The organism is Arenimonas daejeonensis (assembly GCF_007993735.1).
Classification (GTDB): domain Bacteria; phylum Pseudomonadota; class Gammaproteobacteria; order Xanthomonadales; family Xanthomonadaceae; genus Arenimonas; species Arenimonas daejeonensis.
This window is the reverse complement of sequence record NZ_CP042453.1, coordinates 2604373-2619194: the sequence shown is the minus strand read 5'-3', so window position 1 is coordinate 2619194 and position 14822 is coordinate 2604373. Positions and strand designations below refer to the sequence as shown.

General features: G+C 69.2%; 13 protein-coding genes and 6 pseudogenes. 6 read left to right on the top strand and 13 right to left on the bottom strand.

Features of this window, described 5'->3' with window-relative positions; all coding sequences use genetic code 11:
* Positions 1-33: 33 nt before the first annotated feature.
* From FRZ33_RS12775 to FRZ33_RS12755, 6 genes and pseudogenes are all read right to left on the bottom strand, one after another.
* A complete protein-coding gene (locus tag FRZ33_RS12775) occupies positions 34-1176 on the bottom strand; it encodes an RNA polymerase sigma factor (protein WP_146910070.1) in 1143 nt (380 codons plus the stop codon).
* A gap of 61 nt (positions 1177-1237) precedes the next feature.
* A complete protein-coding gene (locus FRZ33_RS15535) occupies positions 1238-1909 on the bottom strand; it encodes a hypothetical protein (protein ID WP_174754924.1) in 672 nt (223 codons plus the stop codon).
* Positions 1906-2493, bottom strand: a complete 588-nt coding sequence (locus tag FRZ33_RS12770) for a hypothetical protein (RefSeq protein ID WP_158637229.1) — start codon at positions 2491-2493, stop codon at positions 1906-1908. The genes FRZ33_RS15535 and FRZ33_RS12770 overlap by 4 nt, the downstream gene beginning before the upstream one ends.
* Before the next feature lie 102 nt (positions 2494-2595).
* Positions 2596-2991 carry a pathogenicity-like protein gene (locus tag FRZ33_RS12765; protein ID WP_146910066.1) on the bottom strand — a complete coding sequence of 132 codons (396 nt, stop codon included), beginning with the start codon at positions 2989-2991 and terminating at the stop codon, positions 2596-2598.
* Positions 2984-3871: pseudogene (gene tesB / locus FRZ33_RS12760) on the bottom strand (acyl-CoA thioesterase II); the annotation flags it as partial. The pseudogene tesB and the gene FRZ33_RS12765, both read right to left, overlap by 8 nt.
* Before the next feature lie 73 nt (positions 3872-3944).
* Positions 3945-4520, bottom strand: coding sequence for an N-acetylmuramoyl-L-alanine amidase (locus FRZ33_RS12755; RefSeq protein WP_146910065.1), 576 nt, complete (start codon positions 4518-4520; stop codon positions 3945-3947).
* 38 nt (positions 4521-4558) lie between these two features.
* On the opposite strand from FRZ33_RS12755, the pseudogene FRZ33_RS12750 reads away from it, so the two are divergent.
* From FRZ33_RS12750 to rlmKL, 3 genes and pseudogenes are all read left to right on the top strand, one after another.
* Positions 4559-5064, top strand: a pseudogene (locus tag FRZ33_RS12750) (MOSC domain-containing protein).
* Positions 5061-5578 (top strand): annotated as a pseudogene (locus FRZ33_RS12745) (alpha/beta hydrolase). Before FRZ33_RS12750 ends, FRZ33_RS12745 begins: the two co-directional pseudogenes overlap by 4 nt.
* Entirely contained in the window at positions 5578-7713 is a 2136-nt protein-coding gene (gene rlmKL, locus FRZ33_RS12740; RefSeq protein ID WP_146910063.1) for a bifunctional 23S rRNA (guanine(2069)-N(7))-methyltransferase RlmK/23S rRNA (guanine(2445)-N(2))-methyltransferase RlmL, read from the top strand. Before FRZ33_RS12745 ends, rlmKL begins: the two are co-directional and overlap by 1 nt.
* Before the next feature lie 7 nt (positions 7714-7720).
* Here the strand turns inward: rlmKL and FRZ33_RS12735 are convergent, their stop codons facing one another.
* Positions 7721-8023: a DUF6491 family protein gene (locus FRZ33_RS12735; protein ID WP_227978350.1), complete on the bottom strand. Its 303-nt coding sequence runs from the start codon at positions 8021-8023 to the stop codon at positions 7721-7723.
* A 200-nt stretch (positions 8024-8223) separates the two neighbouring features.
* Between FRZ33_RS12735 and FRZ33_RS12730 the strand changes: the two genes are divergently transcribed.
* Complete coding sequence (locus FRZ33_RS12730; RefSeq protein WP_146910059.1) at positions 8224-8853, top strand: class I SAM-dependent methyltransferase; 630 nt, start codon at positions 8224-8226, stop codon at positions 8851-8853.
* 71 nt (positions 8854-8924) lie between these two features.
* On the opposite strand, the gene FRZ33_RS12725 is transcribed toward FRZ33_RS12730, so the two are convergent.
* Together FRZ33_RS12725 and FRZ33_RS12715 are read right to left on the bottom strand one after the other, a co-directional pair.
* Complete coding sequence (locus tag FRZ33_RS12725; RefSeq protein WP_174754969.1) at positions 8925-10067, bottom strand: polyamine ABC transporter substrate-binding protein; 1143 nt, start codon at positions 10065-10067, stop codon at positions 8925-8927.
* A gap of 80 nt (positions 10068-10147) precedes the next feature.
* Positions 10148-10765, bottom strand: a complete 618-nt coding sequence (locus FRZ33_RS12715; protein ID WP_146910057.1) for a GNAT family N-acetyltransferase — start codon at positions 10763-10765, stop codon at positions 10148-10150.
* A 178-nt stretch (positions 10766-10943) separates the two neighbouring features.
* Between FRZ33_RS12715 and FRZ33_RS12710 the strand changes: the two are divergent.
* Together FRZ33_RS12710 and FRZ33_RS12705 are read left to right on the top strand one after the other, a co-directional pair.
* Positions 10944-11792, top strand: a pseudogene (locus tag FRZ33_RS12710) (pirin family protein).
* Between the two features lie 29 nt (positions 11793-11821).
* Positions 11822-12220, top strand: coding sequence for an OsmC family protein (locus tag FRZ33_RS12705; protein ID WP_146910055.1), 399 nt, complete (start codon positions 11822-11824; stop codon positions 12218-12220).
* A 55-nt stretch (positions 12221-12275) separates the two neighbouring features.
* Here the strand turns inward: FRZ33_RS12705 and aqpZ are convergent.
* The 4 genes and pseudogenes from aqpZ to FRZ33_RS12685 all read right to left on the bottom strand — a co-directional run bounded on the left by aqpZ (position 12276) and on the right by FRZ33_RS12685 (position 14811).
* A pseudogene (gene aqpZ / locus FRZ33_RS12700) lies at positions 12276-12982 on the bottom strand (aquaporin Z).
* 116 nt (positions 12983-13098) lie between these two features.
* Positions 13099-13945, bottom strand: a pseudogene (locus tag FRZ33_RS12695) (pirin family protein); the annotation flags it as partial.
* 84 nt (positions 13946-14029) lie between these two features.
* Entirely contained in the window at positions 14030-14497 is a 468-nt protein-coding gene (locus FRZ33_RS12690) for a SixA phosphatase family protein (protein ID WP_158637228.1), read from the bottom strand.
* 38 nt (positions 14498-14535) lie between these two features.
* On the bottom strand, positions 14536-14811 hold the full coding sequence (locus FRZ33_RS12685) for a hypothetical protein (RefSeq protein ID WP_146910052.1): 276 nt from the start codon (positions 14809-14811) through the stop codon (positions 14536-14538).
* Positions 14812-14822 lie beyond the last annotated feature (11 nt).

Sequence of the window (14822 nt, the reverse complement as noted above, 5' to 3'; positions counted from 1 at the left end):
CCAGAATCCCCGCCCGAGCAGGGGATTCTGGTTTCAGCCCATCCGGCCACTCATCCACAGGCCCAGCGCCACGCCGCAGCTCGCCAGCACCAGGCCCGCGGCTGCGCCGATGCGTCCCAGCAGGCGCTCATGGCGTTGGCGCCGGGCCGCGCCGACCGGATCCATCGCCAACTCGTGCGCACGTCGGCGGGCGAGGATGCGCGGGAACCACCAGCCGCAGGCGAACACCATGCCCGCGGCAAATCCGACCGAGGCCGCCAGGTGCGGGATCCAGCCCGGCACACGGGCCAGCAGGGTGATGCCGATGCTGAAGCTCACCGTGAGTGCGCTGGTGAACAACGCATAGGCCATCACCCCGCGCCGTTCGCGCTCGTCGAAGGGCTGCCGCAGCAGCTTGCGTACGCCGAACCAGACGCCCCACAAGCCGCCGACGATGCCCGCGAACGCGCCGCCGAGGGCGCCGATGCCGAGCTTGGTCGCGCCATTCACCGCACCCAGCGCACCGGCGCCGAAAGCGGTGGCCGCGGCGGCCGGCGGAGCGCCGACCATCAGCATCGCCAGCACCGCGGCGCTGAAGCCGGCGCCGGGCGCGGTGGATTTGGCGAACTCGCCCAGGCGCTGCAGCAGTTCCTCGCGCACCCGTTCGCGCGCCCGTGACAGGCGCTTGCGCACCGCCGCGTCCTGCAGGCCCAGCAGGCCGGCGACCTGGCGCGAACTCTGGCCCTCGCGGTAATACAGCAGCAGCACTTCGCGCGATTCCTCGGGCAGGCTGTCTATGACGGCGGCGGCAATGGCGTGGTCCCGGGCGTCGCCCAACTGTTCGGCAGGACCCGGGTGCGGATCGGCCACCGAGGCGATCAGGGACTCGACGTCGCCGCCCGGCGGGGCGCGGCGATATTGGGAGCGGAGATGGTCGCGCGCCAGGTTGCGCGTGATCTGCCGCAGCCAGGGCAGGAAACTCGCGGCATTGTTGAGCTTGCGCAGGTTCTGCCAGGCGCTGAGGAAAGCCTCCTGGGCGATGTCCTCGCTGGCGTGCACGTCGCGCACGATGGCCAGCGCGATGCTGGTGACGGTGGACTGGCAGCCGGCGACGATGCGGCCATAGGCGTCCCGGTCGCCACGGGCGGCGGCCGGAAGCTGACTGTGGATCAGGGTTTCGAGGACTTCGGTGCTCATGGCGCGCTCCGGGGCATGGTATCCCGAAGACGCGCCGGGGCAGCGGATGTGACCGCCCGGATTACTCCGGCGCCGACTGGTACTTGGCCTTCATGAAGTTGTGGTAGATCCAGCCGTAGCGCTGGTACCAGTCGGTTTCGCCATAGTTCTCGGCCTCGCAGCGACCCAGCTTCTTCAGTGATCCCTCGAGGTTGCGCAGGTAGATCGCCGCCTTGTCGGTGTAGGTCTTCTTCAGGTCGCGCACCGCTTCCTCGATCTGCGGCTTGCCGCCCAGCGACCAGGACAGTCCGGTGACGCCGTGCACGCCGGAGCTGGAGTCGCCGAAGGCCATCGCCGAATTGGCCATCCTGATGTTGGCAGCGGTGATGCAGCGCGCCCGCTCGATGTAGTAGCGGTTGAAGTTGATGGCGGTGACGGCCTCGGTATAACACTCGCTGCAGCTTTCGTCCTCGGCGCAGTGCGAGGGCACGGTCGGGCCGGAGCTGTCGGAATAGGCGGAACCGCAGGCGGCTTCTTCACTGTCCAGGGCTTCCCAGTCGCGCAGGAACTGGTCGGCGTCGCGCGCGGGATCCAGCACCTCGCTGTCGGAGAAGATGTCGATAAGGTCGAGCGTTCCGGGGAGGTCGATACCGTCGCTGAAGCCCGTCCAGCCGGTGCCGGTGGGGCTTGCGAAGGCGAGGCCCGGCACCAGCAGCAGGGGCAGCAGGCAGCGGCCGAGAGTGATTCGGATCATGACGACTTCCTCCGGAAAGCGATGAAGGCGACCAGGCCGACCAGCAGCACCAGGGCGCCGGCGATGACCCACAGCACCAGCGAGCCCCCGCCGCCGCCTTCGCCCTCGAACTCGCTGGCCTTGACCACGACGGGCGCGAAATCGGGTTTGGTCTCGTCGCCCACCCATACCATCAGCCGGTAGTCGGTGCCGGGCTCGGGTGCGGTGACGCTGATCTGGAATTCGCCCTCGGTGCGGAAGCCGTAGCGCAGGATGTCGCCATCGGTGTCGCCCTGGCGCAGCGGGCTGTTCCAGGCGTATTTGGTGATCGCCAGCTCGACCCGGTTGCCCTTGTCCACGGGCCGCAGGGCCACGCCGACCGGGTTCATGAACGACAGGCCGTCCACCAGGAAGCGGTGCGCTTCCGGACCGGCCTTGCCCTTCACCACCACGGCCTTGCCGCGGTCCAGGCCTTCCATGGGTTTGGGTTCGAGCCGGATGATCCGCGGGCCGGCGTCGGGGGCCGGCGCCTGGGCCACGGCGGGTCCGGCCAGGCCCATGACGAGCAGGCAGGGCAGGGCGGAGCTGAGCAGGACTCGGGTCATCGCGGCCACCGGAAGGGAACGGACCACCAGGAGTATCGGCGTCTGCCCCTGCAGACGGCCACCGCAGTCTACCCCGGGTCCGGGCCCGGGGCAAGCGCCCGGTCAGGCCATGAAAATGCGCAGCAGCAGCAGGCCGCCACCCACCGCCACGGCGCCGAGCAGGATCATGCGGAAACGCGCCATGCGCGCCTGTGGACCGGCCGCCGGCGCGTCGCGGAACTTGAGCGCCTCGGGCACGTAGGAGTTGTCGCGGGTGGCTTCCAGCAGGCCGGCGTCGTGCAGGATTTCCCGCGCGCGCTTGAAGTCGTCGGGTTTGATCACCCACAGCGCCGGCTGCTGGCTGGGGTCGTGGTTCTTGTTGCTGTAGCTGAACTCGCGCCGGCTCACGCCCTTCCAGCTGCGGCCGCCGGTGATCTTGGTGGTGATGCCTTCCGCGTTGAGCAGGCGCTCGACGTTCTCGACGTTCTCCAGCCGCACCGATGTGAATACCTGGCGCATCAGCGGGCCTCCTGGTTTCGGGCAGAACGCGGATCAGGCCTTCCTGCGCGGTGGACGCCACCAGGCGGCCATCGCGGCTGTAGATCATGCCGCGCGACAGGCCACGTGCGCCCTGGGCGCTGGGGCTGTCGAGCGAATACAGCAGCCAGTCATCGGCGCGGAAGGGGCGGTGGAACCACATCGCGTGGTCCAGCGAGGCCATCTGCACGTTCGGCTGGTAGTAGCTGATGCCGTGCGGGAAGGTCGCCGTGCCCAGCAGGTGGAAGTCGGACGCGTAGGCCAGCAGCGCCTGGTGCAGGACCGGCGAATCACCGACCTCGCCGGTCAGCCGGAACCAGACATGCTGGAACGGCGGGCGTTTTGGCGGCCGCAGGTCGTCACGCGGGTAGACCGGGCGGATCTCGAACGGCCCCATCCGGCTCAGCCAGCGCTGCGCCTTGGGCGGCAGCTGCGCGAGCTGCTCTGCGCTCGGCGCCGGCACCGCCTCGATGTCTTCGGGCTGCGGCACCTCGGGCATCGACAGCTGGTGTTCGGCGCCCGGCTCCGGCTCCTGGAACGAGGCCGAGGTGAAGAAGATCGGCTGGCCGTGCTGGATCGCGGTGACCCGCCGCACCGAGAAGCTCTTGCCGTCGCGCGCCCGGTTGACGTCGTAGACGATCGGGTGGTCGACATCGCCGGCACGCAGGAAGTAGGCATGCAGCGAGTGCACGTGGCGGCCATCGTCCACGGTCTGCTGTGCCGCGGCGAGCGCCTGCCCCAGCACCTGGCCACCGAAGACGTACTTGGTGCCGATGTCGCGGCTCTGGCCGCGGAACAGGTTGTCCTCGAGGCGTTCGAGGCGTAGCAGGTCGACCAGTTCGGCGACGACGGGTGCGGTCATGGGGACTCCGGGTTTCAGCCGCCGATTATACCTGCCGCATCAGGGACGCCGTGGTCCGGCCCCGGCCCGCGGTTCAGGGGCGGATGCGGTCGAGCGGCACCGTGTCGAGCACGCGCGACCAGGGAAAACGCGGTCCGGGGTCGCGCTTGCGGAACACCAGCTGGTGCAGGTTGTCGCTCGACGGCACGCGGGCCTGGTCCAGGTCCTCGTGGCCGGCGATGAATTCCAGTGTCGGGATCTCGCGCCGTAAACGCTGCAGCAGGGCCAGCAGGGCGTCCACCTGGGCGTCGGTGTAGGGCTCGTCCATGGTCTGCCGGCGCGAGTCCAGCCAGTCCGGGTAACGGCCGGCGTTCACCAGTTCGATGCCGACCGAACGCTCGTTGTAGCCCTTGGTGTGGTGCGCGACGCGCTCGGGCTTCACGAACACATGGATGCTGCCGTCGCGGTCGATGTAGTAGTGGCCGCTGTTGCCGGTGCCGCTGTCGTAGAGCTCGCGCTGGCCGTATTCGCGTGCCAGGGCCAGGTCGGGCAGTTCGGTGCAGTGGATGACCACCAGGTCCACGGTGTCCAGCGGGCGCGCCTCCAGCCGCTGCTCGTAGGGCAGCGGCCAGTCGTTGATCGTGGGGTCTGGCGGCAGGTCCGGGCTCATGGCCGCATGCTAACATCGCGGCCTTCCCGGAGCCCCCGATGCCCTTTCCCGCCGACTCCGCGCTTGGCGCCCTCATGGCCACGCTGCCGCGTCCGGGCAGGTGCGCTGGATCGGCCTGCGTCCGGCGCGCGACGTGGCCATGGTGGACGTCGCCCGGGTCGAGGCGGTGGCGGGCAAGGGGCTGGTCGGTGACCGTTACACCAGCGGCAGCGGCAAGCGCGGCATCACCCTGATCCAGGCCGAACACCTGCCGGCCATCGCCACGCTGAGCGGTCACGATTCCATCGCCCCGTCGCTGCTGCGTCGAAACGTGGTGGTGTCTGGCATCCCCCTGATCGCGCTGAAGGGCCGACGGTTCCGGATCGGCCAGGCCCTGTTCGAAGGCACGGACGAGTGCGACCCGTGCTCGCGCATGGAAGCGGCATTGGGACCCGGTGGTTACAACGCGATGCGCGGCCACGGCGGCCTGTGCGCGCGCATCCTGGAAAGCGGGCTGATCGCGGTCGGCGACCCGGTGGTGCCGGTCGTGGAGGAGGGCGCATGAGCGGCCACATCATCATTTCCCATGGGCTCGACAGCGGACCGGACGCCACCAAGGCCACGGCGCTGGCCAAGGTCGCCAGCCAGATGGGCTGGACCCACGAACGCCCGGACTACCGCGACCTCGATGTGATCGGCCCCTTGGGCGACGTGCCCGGCCGCATCCTGCGCCTGGGCGCGCGTGCCCACGCCAATACCCGCAAGCCGCTGGTGCTGGCCGGGTCGAGCATGGGCGCCTACATCTCGGCGCATGTGTCGCGGGAAGTGCCGGTGGCCGGCCTGTTCCTGATGGCGCCGCCGATCGCGCTGGACGCGAACCCGCGTTATCTCAAGGCCGCGATGGTGCCCACGCGCATCGTGCATGGCTGGGAGGACGAACTGATTCCCGCCATGGACGTCGTGCGCTGGGCCCAGCGCCGCCAGGACACCTGGTGCTGGTGCCCGACAGCCACCGCCTGGCCGCGCACGTGGAGTTCTGCGCCGAGGAGTTCGGCCGCTTCCTGCAGATGCTTTCCTGATGCGGTTCTTCGTCGCCTGCGCCAAGGGCCTGGAATACCTGTTGGCCGATGAACTGGTGGCACTGGGCGCGGGCAAGGCCACCGCCGCACTGGCCGGCGCCAATGCCGAAGGCGAACCCGGGGCCGCCTACCGTGCGGTGATGTTCTCGCGCCTGGCCAGCCGCGTGCTGTGGCCGTTGGCCGAGTTCGACTGCGCCAACGAGAACGACCTCTACCACGGCGTGCACGCGATCGACTGGAGCACGCACCTGGATCCCGAAGGCACGCTGGCGGTGGACGCGCACGTCTCCGGTCCGGCGCTGACGCATGAACGTTACGCCGCGCAACGCGTGAAGGATGCCGTGGTCGACCGCCTGCGCGCCGCTCATGGCGTGAGGCCGTCGGTGGACACCGAGAACCCCGACCTGCGCCTGAGCCTGGTGGTGCGCAAGGGCAAGGCCATCGTTTCGGTGGACCTCGGCGGTGGCCCGCTGCACCGGCGCGGCTGGCGCCAGTCGCAGGGCGAGGCGCCGCTGAAGGAAAACCTGGCGGCGGCGATGCTGCTGCGCGGTGGCTGGCCGAAGATCCATGCCGAAGGCGGCGCGCTGCTGGACCCGATGTGCGGCAGCGGCACCCTGCTGATCGAAGGCGCGCTGATGGCCGCCGACGTGGCGCCCGGCCTGCAGCGCCTGCAGGGTGCGCTGCCGACGCGCTGGCGTGGTTTCGACGAGGTCTTGTGGAACCGCATCGAGCTCGAAGCACGGCAACGTGCGGAAGCCGGACGCGCCGCGTTGCAGCCGGTGTTCTTCGGTGCCGACTCCGACCCCGCGGCCCTGCATTCGGCCCAGGCCAATGCCGACCGCGCCGGCGTGGGCGACCTGATCCGTTTCGATCGCGCCGCGGTGAAATCGCTGCGGGCGCCGGGCCACGCCCGAGGGCTGGTCGTCTGCAATCCACCTTACGACGCGCGCCTGGCGGCGGATGCAGCGCTGTACCGCGAGCTGGGCGACGCGCTGCGCGGCGCCGTGCCCGAATGGCGCGCGGTGCTGCTCTGCGGCTCCGGGGAACTGGCCCAGGCCACCGGCCTGCGTGCGGCCAAGCGCTACGAATTCTTCAATGGCGCGATCGCCTGCACCTTGCTGCTCTGTGATCCGCTGCAGCCCCCGGCACGCGAACCGCGCGAGGCGAAACCGCTGTCGGAAGGCGCGCAGATGGTCGCCAACCGCCTGCGCAAGAACCTCAAGCGCTTCAAGTCCTGGCGAGAACGCGAGGGCATCACCTGTTACCGCGTCTACGATGCCGATCTGCCGGAATATTCCGCCGCCATCGACATCTATCGCGAGGACGGCGGCGAAGCGCGCGAATTCGTGCACGTGCAGGAATACGAAGCGCCGTCCAGCATCCCCGAGGCCGACACCCGCCGGCGTTTCGGCGAACTGCTGGACGCCACCCGCGAGGTGTTCGCGGTGCCGCCGGCCCAGGTCGCCATCAAGACCCGTGCCCGCGGCAAGGGCGGCAGCAAGTACGGGAAGATGGACAAGCGCGGCGAGTTCATCACCGTGCGCGAGGGCAAGGTGCGGCTGCAGGTGAACCTGCACGACTACCTCGACACCGGCCTGTTCCTGGACCATCGCCCGGTACGGCTGCGCATCGGCCGCGAAAGCGCCGGCAAACGTTTCCTGAACCTGTTCGCCTACACCGGCGTTGCCAGTGTGCATGCGGCGGCCGGCGGCGCGGCGGAAACTACCAGCGTCGACCTGTCGGGTACTTACCTGGAATGGGCCGGCCGCAACCTGGCGCTCAATGGCGCCACCGGCCGCCAGCACCGGCTGGTGCAGGCCGACGCGATGGCCTGGCTGGCCGCCGACCGCGGCCAGTACGACCTGGTCTTCTGCGACCCGCCGACCTTCTCGAATTCCGCCCGCGCCGAGGACTTCGACACCCAGCGCGACCACGTGCGCCTGCTGCGCGCGGCCATGGCCCGGCTGGCGCCCGGCGGCCTGCTGCTGTTCTCGAACAATTTCCGCCGTTTCCGGCTGGACGAAGCCGCGGTGGCGGAGTTCGCCGTGTGCACTGAAATCAGTCCGCGCACGATCGACCCCGACTTCGAACGCAACCCGCGCATCCACCGCTGCTGGGAACTGCGGCGGACCTGACCCGGGTTCAGTCGGTCGACGCGGACGTGGAGACCTCGCCCTTCCGGCCGTCGGTGCTGGCCTTGTAGGTTTCCGCATCGATGATCTCGATGCGTTCGATCCGGCAGCTCATGCTCTTGACCTTGACGGCCTCGGCGACATTGCCGCAGACGCGGCCGCCGATGCTGTCGCCCTTGAAGCTGATCTCGGCGCCGTAACCGAGTTCGGTGCAGTACTCGGCCAGCGTGATGCGATATTTCCGGCGCCCCGCATCCACCAGCAGCTCCGTGCCCGAGACATAGTCCCAGGTCCGCGCCGAGGTCGGGTCCAGGCAGTCGGCCCCCGCAGTGGCGTACGCGCCGGCGCGTCGGGGTTTTCATCGGCCGCCGACCCGGCGACCGGCATCAGGACAAGTGCTGAAAGCAACAGGACAGCGCGCATGGGCCGGGCCTCGGGCGGGGCAAGGGACGCCAGTCTTGCGCGATAGGGCTTAACCCGCGCGAAACACGTCCGGGGCATTATGCTGTCGCCATGGCACCCCAGAACAACAACGCCCTCGCACATGGTTGGACCTTCTTCCGGCAATGGTTGAAGAACCCGCTCGGCGTGGCGGCGATCTCGCCGTCCAGCCCGCAGCTGGCGCGCCAGATGATGTCGGAACTGCCGCGTGGCGCCCGGCGCGTGATCGAACTGGGTGGCGGCACCGGCGTGTTCACCCAGGCCCTGCTCGACCACGGCATCGCGCCGGCCGATCTGCTGGTGCTGGAGCTCAACGAGGAACTGCACCAGCACCTGCAGAAACACTTCCCTACCGTGCAGGTGGCCTGCGCCGATGCCCGCGACCTGGGCGACGTTGCCGCGGCGCGCGGTTTCGGCCCGGACGCGCCGGCGGACGCGGTGATCTCCGGCCTGGGGCTGCTGTCCATGCCCAAGGCGACGCAGCAGGCGATCCTCACTGCAGCCTTCGATGTCATGCAGCCGCAGGGGCGTTTCGTGCAGTTCACCTATGGGCCGGCCAATCCGGTGGCCAAGGAAGTGATCGAGGCCCTGGACCTGAACGCACGCCGTGGCAGTTTCACCTGGTGGAACGTGCCGCCGGCCACGGTGTACGTATATTCGCGACGTGTCTCGCGGGCCATCGCGCCGCGCTCCATGCGCTAGCAGCCGCGGGCATGCCGTGAACAAAAAAGGCGCCCCGAAGGGCGCCTTTTCCATGGTTCCCGGTCCGGGCTTCAGCGCCCGGTCTTGATCGTGGTCCAGGCGCGCACGCGTTCGCGCGTGACCTCGGGCGCGAAGGTGGCCGGGTCGACCAGCTTGGCCATGACCTCGGCCGGCGGATAGATGGCCGGGTCGCCCGAGATTTCCGGGTCCACCAGCGGCGTCGCGGCGGTGTTGGGGTTGGCGTAGGCGACGTAGTCGGTGATGCTTGCCGCCACTTCGGGCTCGAGCAGGTAGTTGATGAAGGCGTGCGCGTTGTCGGCGTGCGGCGCGTCCTTGGGGATCGCGATCAGGTCGAACCAGCGCACGGCGCCTTCCTTCGGGATCACGTACAGGATCTCCATGCCGTTCTCGGCTTCGGCCGCGCGGTCGCTGGCCATGAAGACGTCGCCCGAATAACCCATGGCCAGGCACAGGTCGCCGTTGGCCAGGTCGTCGATGTACTTGGACGAGTTGAAGTAGCGGATGTGCGGGCGGATCTTCGCGTAGGCGTCGGTGACCACCTGCACCTCATCGCCACCGGTGGCGTTGGCGTCACGGCCGGCATGGATCAGGGCGGCCGCGAAGGCTTCCTGTTCGTCGTCCAGCACGCTTATGCCGCAGGCGGCAAGCTTCTCGGCGTTGGCCGGGTCGAACAGCAGCGACCAGGAGTCGAGCGCGACGTCTTCGCCCAGTGCTTCCCTGACTTTGCCGACGTTGATGCCCAGGCCGGTGGTGCCCCACATGTAGGGCACGGTATGGGCATTGCCGGGGTCCACGTCCTGCAGCGCGGTGAGCAGCCCGGTGTCGAGGTTGCCGTAGTTCGTCAGTTTCGACCTGTCCAGCGGCGCATACACCCCGGCGGCGATGTGGCGCTGGGCGAAGGGCCGGGCCGACGGGAACACCACGTCGTAACCGGAGGCGCCGGCCATGAGCTTGGCCTCGAGCAGCTCGTTGGCGTCGTAGACGTCATAGACGACCCGGATGCCGGTGGCCTTCTCGAAGTTGGCCAGCGTGTCCTCGGCCACGTAGTCGGACCAGTTGTACACATAGACCATTTTTTCGCCGTCGGAGGCCGGTGGCGTGGCGGCGGTGCCGCCCTCGGCGGCGGGTTCGGAGGGACCGCCGCAGGCGGCCAGCAGCAGGGCGGAGGCGATCAGGCTCAGGCGCGGCGACATGGCGGGCTCCAAGGGGTCGGGGCTGCCATGTTCGGCGTGGTGCCGGGGGCTGTCAACGCGATCGGGAAGTCAGCCCGGCCTCAGCGCGGCGCCTGCCAGTCGCTGGCCAGCAGGCCCATCATCACGCTGTCCTGCAGTTCACCGGCGACCTGCCAGCGTTGCCGCAGGTAACCCTCGCGCCGGAAGCCCAGGGCTTCGAGCGTGCGCAGGGAAGCCTGGTTGCGTGGATCCACGTCGGCCTCGATCCGGCGCAGTTCCATCACGCTGAAGGCGTGGTCGAACAGCACGGTCAGCGCCTCGCGGGCGTAGCGGCGGCCCCAGTGCTCGCGCGACAGCGCGAAGCCGAGTTCGGCGCGTCCCTGGGCGTGGTCGATGCCGTACAGCGTGGTCGTGCCGATGATGCGGTCGTCGCCGCGCAGGGCGATGCCCCACTGGAACAGGTTGCCCTGGTCGTAACCACGCTGGATCGCTTCCAGGTAGATGCTGGCCTCGTCGCGGTCGCGCCAGGCGCTGTGGCTCCAGAAACGGGTGACGTCGTTGTCGGCGAACACCGCGTAGAGGTCGTCCAGGTCTTCGGATTCCAGCCAGCGCAGTTGCAGGCGCGGGGCCACCAGGCTGGGCAGCCGGGCACCGGTCGGGGCAACGGCGGCACCATCGGTCCGGCGGCGGCGCAGGTTGGGCATGGGGCTCAGGACCATGGGGCACCGGCGGAGGGGATCATCAAGCAGAACGCAATCGCGGGTCCGGACCGGCCTCGGCTGGTGTCATCGCCGACCCCATGCAACCCTGCGTTGCGGGCCCGGCGCTGTGGATCGCCGTGCCGGGCCTTACGTTATGCCCAGGGCGCATCCGGCGCCATGCTTACAGGAGACTGACATGTCCACCCCGATCCGCCAGGTCGTCCGCAAGCTTCGTGGCCAGGCCGCCAGCGATGGCGCCGGGGTCCGGCTCACGCGCGTCATCGGCGGGCAGTCGCTGCCCGACCTCGATCCTTTCCTGCTGCTCGACGAATTCGGCACCGACCGGCCGGAAGACTACCTGGCGGGCTTCCCCTCGCATCCGCACCGCGGCTTCGAGACCGTGACCTACATGCTCGACGGCCGCATGCGCCACAAGGACAACCATGGCAACGAAGGCGTGCTGGTGCCCGGCAGCGTGCAGTGGATGACCGCCGGACGTGGCATCGTGCATTCGGAAATGCCCGAGCAGGAAGAAGGCCGCATGCGCGGTTTCCAGCTGTGGGTGAACCTGCCCTCGGGCGAGAAGATGACGGCGCCGAAGTACCAATAATACGGTCCCGACCGGTTTCCCGAGATCGATGCGGCGCCCGGCGTGCGTGCCAAGGTGATCGCCGGCCGGGTTCGCGACACGGTGGGTCCGATCTCGCAGCCCGCCACCGATCCGACCTACCTCGACCTGCGTCTCGCGTCCGGTGCCCGCTTCGAACAGTCCCTGCCCGTCGGGCATTCGGCCTTTGCCTATGTCTACGAGGGCGCGGTGGATTTCGGCGAAGCCCAGCAGTCGACGACGGTGGTGGCGCAGGAGCTGGCGGTGTTCGGCCCGGGTGAGCGCATCGTGCTCGAGGGTCGCGACGCCGATACGCGCCTGATCCTGGTCGCCGGCCGCCCGCTGCGCGAGCCGGTGGCGCGTTATGGCCCGTTCGTGATGAACACCCAGGCCGAACTGCGGCAGGCGTTCGAAGACTTCCAGGCCGGGCGTTTCTGAGCCCGGCCCCACCGCACCAGGAGCACGCCATGACCCGTCCCGCCACCGTCCGCATCGGCGCCACATATCCGCCTTACGCGACCCAACTGGTCGTCGGCCACCACCACACGGTCGCCGACGAGCCGGTGGACGCCGGTGGCGGCGACACCGGCCCGGCGCCCACCGAGATCCTGCTCAGCGCATTGGGCGCCTGCACGGCGATGACGCTGCGCATGTACGCCGAACGCAAGCAATGGCCGCTGGAAGGCGTCGAGGTGAAGCTCGACTACGCCCAACGCGACAAGGAACGCACCGTGATCACGCGCAGCGTCGAACTGCGTGGAACGCTCGATGACGAACAGCGCGAGCGCCTGCTGCAGATCGCCAACGCCTGCCCGGTGCACCGCATCCTCACCGGCACGGTCGAGATCCCGACCACGCTGGCCTGAAAACGACGGAGGCCGGGTAACCCGGCCTCCGTGGAGCACGCTTGCAACGGCGGGTTCAGTCCGCGTCGTCCTGCAGCCAGCGCGAAGCCAGCCCGGCAAGCACCGCACCGACGATCGGCGCCACCCAGAACAGCCACAGCTGCGACGCCGCGGCGGTCTCCGCGAAAAACGCCACGCCGGTGGAACGCGCCGGGTTCACCGAGGTGTTGGTGACCGGGATGCTGACCAGGTGGATCAGGGTCAGCCCGAGGCCGATGGCGATGGGCGCGAAGCCGGCCGGCGCCCGCTTGCTGGTGGCGCCCAGGATGATCACCATAAGAAGAAGGTCATCACCACTTCGGTGATCAGGGCCGCGTGCATGGAATACCCGCCGGGCGACAGTGCGTCGAAGCCGTTGCTGGCGAATCCGCCAGGCGCGAAGCCGGCGACGCCGCTGGCGATCTGCAGCAGCACGAAACCTGCCGCCAGGCCGCCGATCACCTGCACGGCGACATAGGGCACGACGTCCTTGGCCGGGAACTTGCCCGCCGCCACCAGGCCCAGCGTCACCGCCGGGTTGAAGTGCCCGCCCGAGATGTGGCCGACCGCATAGGCCATGGTCAGCACGGTCAGGCCGAAGGCCAGGGACACGCCGACGAAACCGATACCCAGCGGATTGCCGTCGCCGCCGAAATTCGCGGCCAGCACCGCACTGCCGCAGCCGCCGAACACCAGCCAGAAGGTGCCGAAGAATTCGGCACCGAGTTTCTTTCCGATTGCCATGTCTCTCTCTCCCCAGGGGTCCAGGATCGGGGCCCGCCTGGCGGGCCTGCCGCCGACGGCGACCCGGCCTTTATGCACCCATTCGCCCCGGACCGGAAGGGATCAGGATTCCGGCAGGGGATGAACTCGGTTTCGCCGGGGACCTGGCCGATGCGGCCTTCACGCCAGTCGGCCTTGGCCTGCTCGATGCGTTCGCGCGAGCTGGACACGAAGTTCCACCAGACGTGCCGGTTGCCGTCCAGCGGCGCGCCGCCGAGCAGCATCACCCGCGACGCCGTTTTCGCGCGCAGCAGGGGCTCGGTACCGGGGTCGAGTACCGCGAGGTGTTCCAGGGGCAGCGCTTCGCCGTCGAGTTCGAGCTCGCCGGCGACCGGATAGAGCGCACGTTCGGCGTGTTCGGCGGGAATGGGCAGGGCGCAGCCCGGCTCGAGATCGATCGAGACGTACAGCGTGTCCATCAGCACGGCCACCGGCGCGCGTTCGCCGAAGGCATGGCCGGCGACGATGGTGAGCGTGGCGCCGGGCAGTTCGATCACCGGCAGTGTCGCCTTCGGATGGTGCGCGAACGTGGGCGCGTGCTCTTCGTGCGCCAGCGGCAGCGCCACCCAGGTCTGCAGGCCGTGCATGCGCTGTGGTTTGCCGCGCAGGCGGTCGGGCGTGCGTTCGAGTGCACGATGCCGCGGCCTGCGGTCATCCAGTTCACGTCCCCGGGTTGATCTCCTGCACCGAGCCGACACTGTCGCGGTGCATGATCGCGCCTTCCCACAGGTAGGTGACGGTGGCCAGGCCGATGTGCGGATGCGGCCGCACGTCGAGCCCCTGGTCGGGGCCGAGTTCGGCCGGGCCGATGTGGTCGAAGAACACGAACGGGCCGACGCGGCGCGCCTTGGCATGCGGCAGCAGGCGCTTGACGGTGAAACCGCCGCCCAGGTCGTGTACGCGCGGCGGGATGGACAGGGTCATGGCGGGCTCCGGGGGCGAGGTGCCGATAGCATGCCACGCGGCCCAGGGCCGGGAAGGTCCGCACCGGAAACCCAACGTTGCGGATCAGTAGCGGCTGGTGCTGACGCGGGCCTTGCCGTCGGCGTCGAGCGTGATCACCGTGTAGCGGTCGAATTCCGACTCCGGCATCGGCTCCGCCGCCAGCCCCGAGATCGCCTGCACGAGTTCGGGCACGGTGTTGCTGTGGCCGACCACGAGCGCGGTGCTGCCGGCGGGCAGGGCGCGCAGGTCGCGGGCCAGGTCGGCGGCGTAGGTGGCGGCGTTGTTTCCGTCGATGGGCCGCACCTTCACCTCAAGTCCCGCCGCCTTCGCGGCCGGCTCTGCCGTCAGACGCGTGCGTCGGTACTGCGTGCTGTAGACGGCGTCGAGGCTGGCGTGTTCCAGCGCCCTTGCCAGTGCCGCCGCGCGGGCCTGGCCGGCTTCGCTCAGCGTCGGGTCGCGCGGGTCGTTGGCGGCCTTCTCGGCGTGGCGGACCACGATCACGACGGTGCTGGACTGGGCGAGGGTGGTCATGGGCAGGGCCAGGGCGAAAAGCATCCAGAAAACGCGCATCACATCTGCTCCATCGTTCCCAGCAGGCCGACAAACAACACCAGCCCGATCAGATACACGATCGGCGACACGACCAGGCTGCACACCAGCTGGCCGATGCCCTGCGCGGTTTCACCTTTCGACATCACGATGATGGACAGGATGAAGGCGACCAGGTTAACCACCCAGCCCAGGATGCCGAAGCCGGGGAAGGGGATCAGGAACAGCAGCCATGCCGCGCCCAGCGAGAGCCAGCCCGCCATCACCGGTGCCTTGCCTGCCACTGCATCGTTCATTGTCCGCCCCT

Excerpts from the sequence above, each read along its gene's own strand:
- FRZ33_RS12730 (WP_146910059.1), top strand. The coding sequence starts at position 8,224 with ATGGCACCCCAGAACAACAACGCCCTCGCACATGGTTGGACCTTCTTC.
- FRZ33_RS12705 (WP_146910055.1), top strand. The coding sequence starts at position 11,822 with ATGACCCGTCCCGCCACCGTCCGCATCGGCGCCACATATCCGCCTTAC.
- FRZ33_RS12690 (WP_158637228.1), bottom strand. The coding sequence starts at position 14,497 with ATGACCACCCTCGCCCAGTCCAGCACCGTCGTGATCGTGGTCCGCCAC.
- FRZ33_RS12775 (WP_146910070.1), bottom strand. The coding sequence starts at position 1,176 with ATGAGCACCGAAGTCCTCGAAACCCTGATCCACAGTCAGCTTCCGGCC.
- FRZ33_RS12715 (WP_146910057.1), bottom strand. The coding sequence starts at position 10,765 with ATGGTCCTGAGCCCCATGCCCAACCTGCGCCGCCGCCGGACCGATGGT.
- FRZ33_RS12755 (WP_146910065.1), bottom strand. The coding sequence starts at position 4,520 with ATGAGCCCGGACCTGCCGCCAGACCCCACGATCAACGACTGGCCGCTG.
- FRZ33_RS15535 (WP_174754924.1), bottom strand. The coding sequence starts at position 1,909 with ATGATCCGAATCACTCTCGGCCGCTGCCTGCTGCCCCTGCTGCTGGTG.
- FRZ33_RS12685 (WP_146910052.1), bottom strand. The coding sequence starts at position 14,811 with ATGAACGATGCAGTGGCAGGCAAGGCACCGGTGATGGCGGGCTGGCTC.
- FRZ33_RS12770 (WP_158637229.1), bottom strand. The coding sequence starts at position 2,493 with ATGACCCGAGTCCTGCTCAGCTCCGCCCTGCCCTGCCTGCTCGTCATG.
- rlmKL (WP_146910063.1), top strand. The coding sequence starts at position 5,578 with ATGCGGTTCTTCGTCGCCTGCGCCAAGGGCCTGGAATACCTGTTGGCC.
- FRZ33_RS12765 (WP_146910066.1), bottom strand. The coding sequence starts at position 2,991 with ATGCGCCAGGTATTCACATCGGTGCGGCTGGAGAACGTCGAGAACGTC.
- FRZ33_RS12725 (WP_174754969.1), bottom strand. The coding sequence starts at position 10,067 with ATGTCGCCGCGCCTGAGCCTGATCGCCTCCGCCCTGCTGCTGGCCGCC.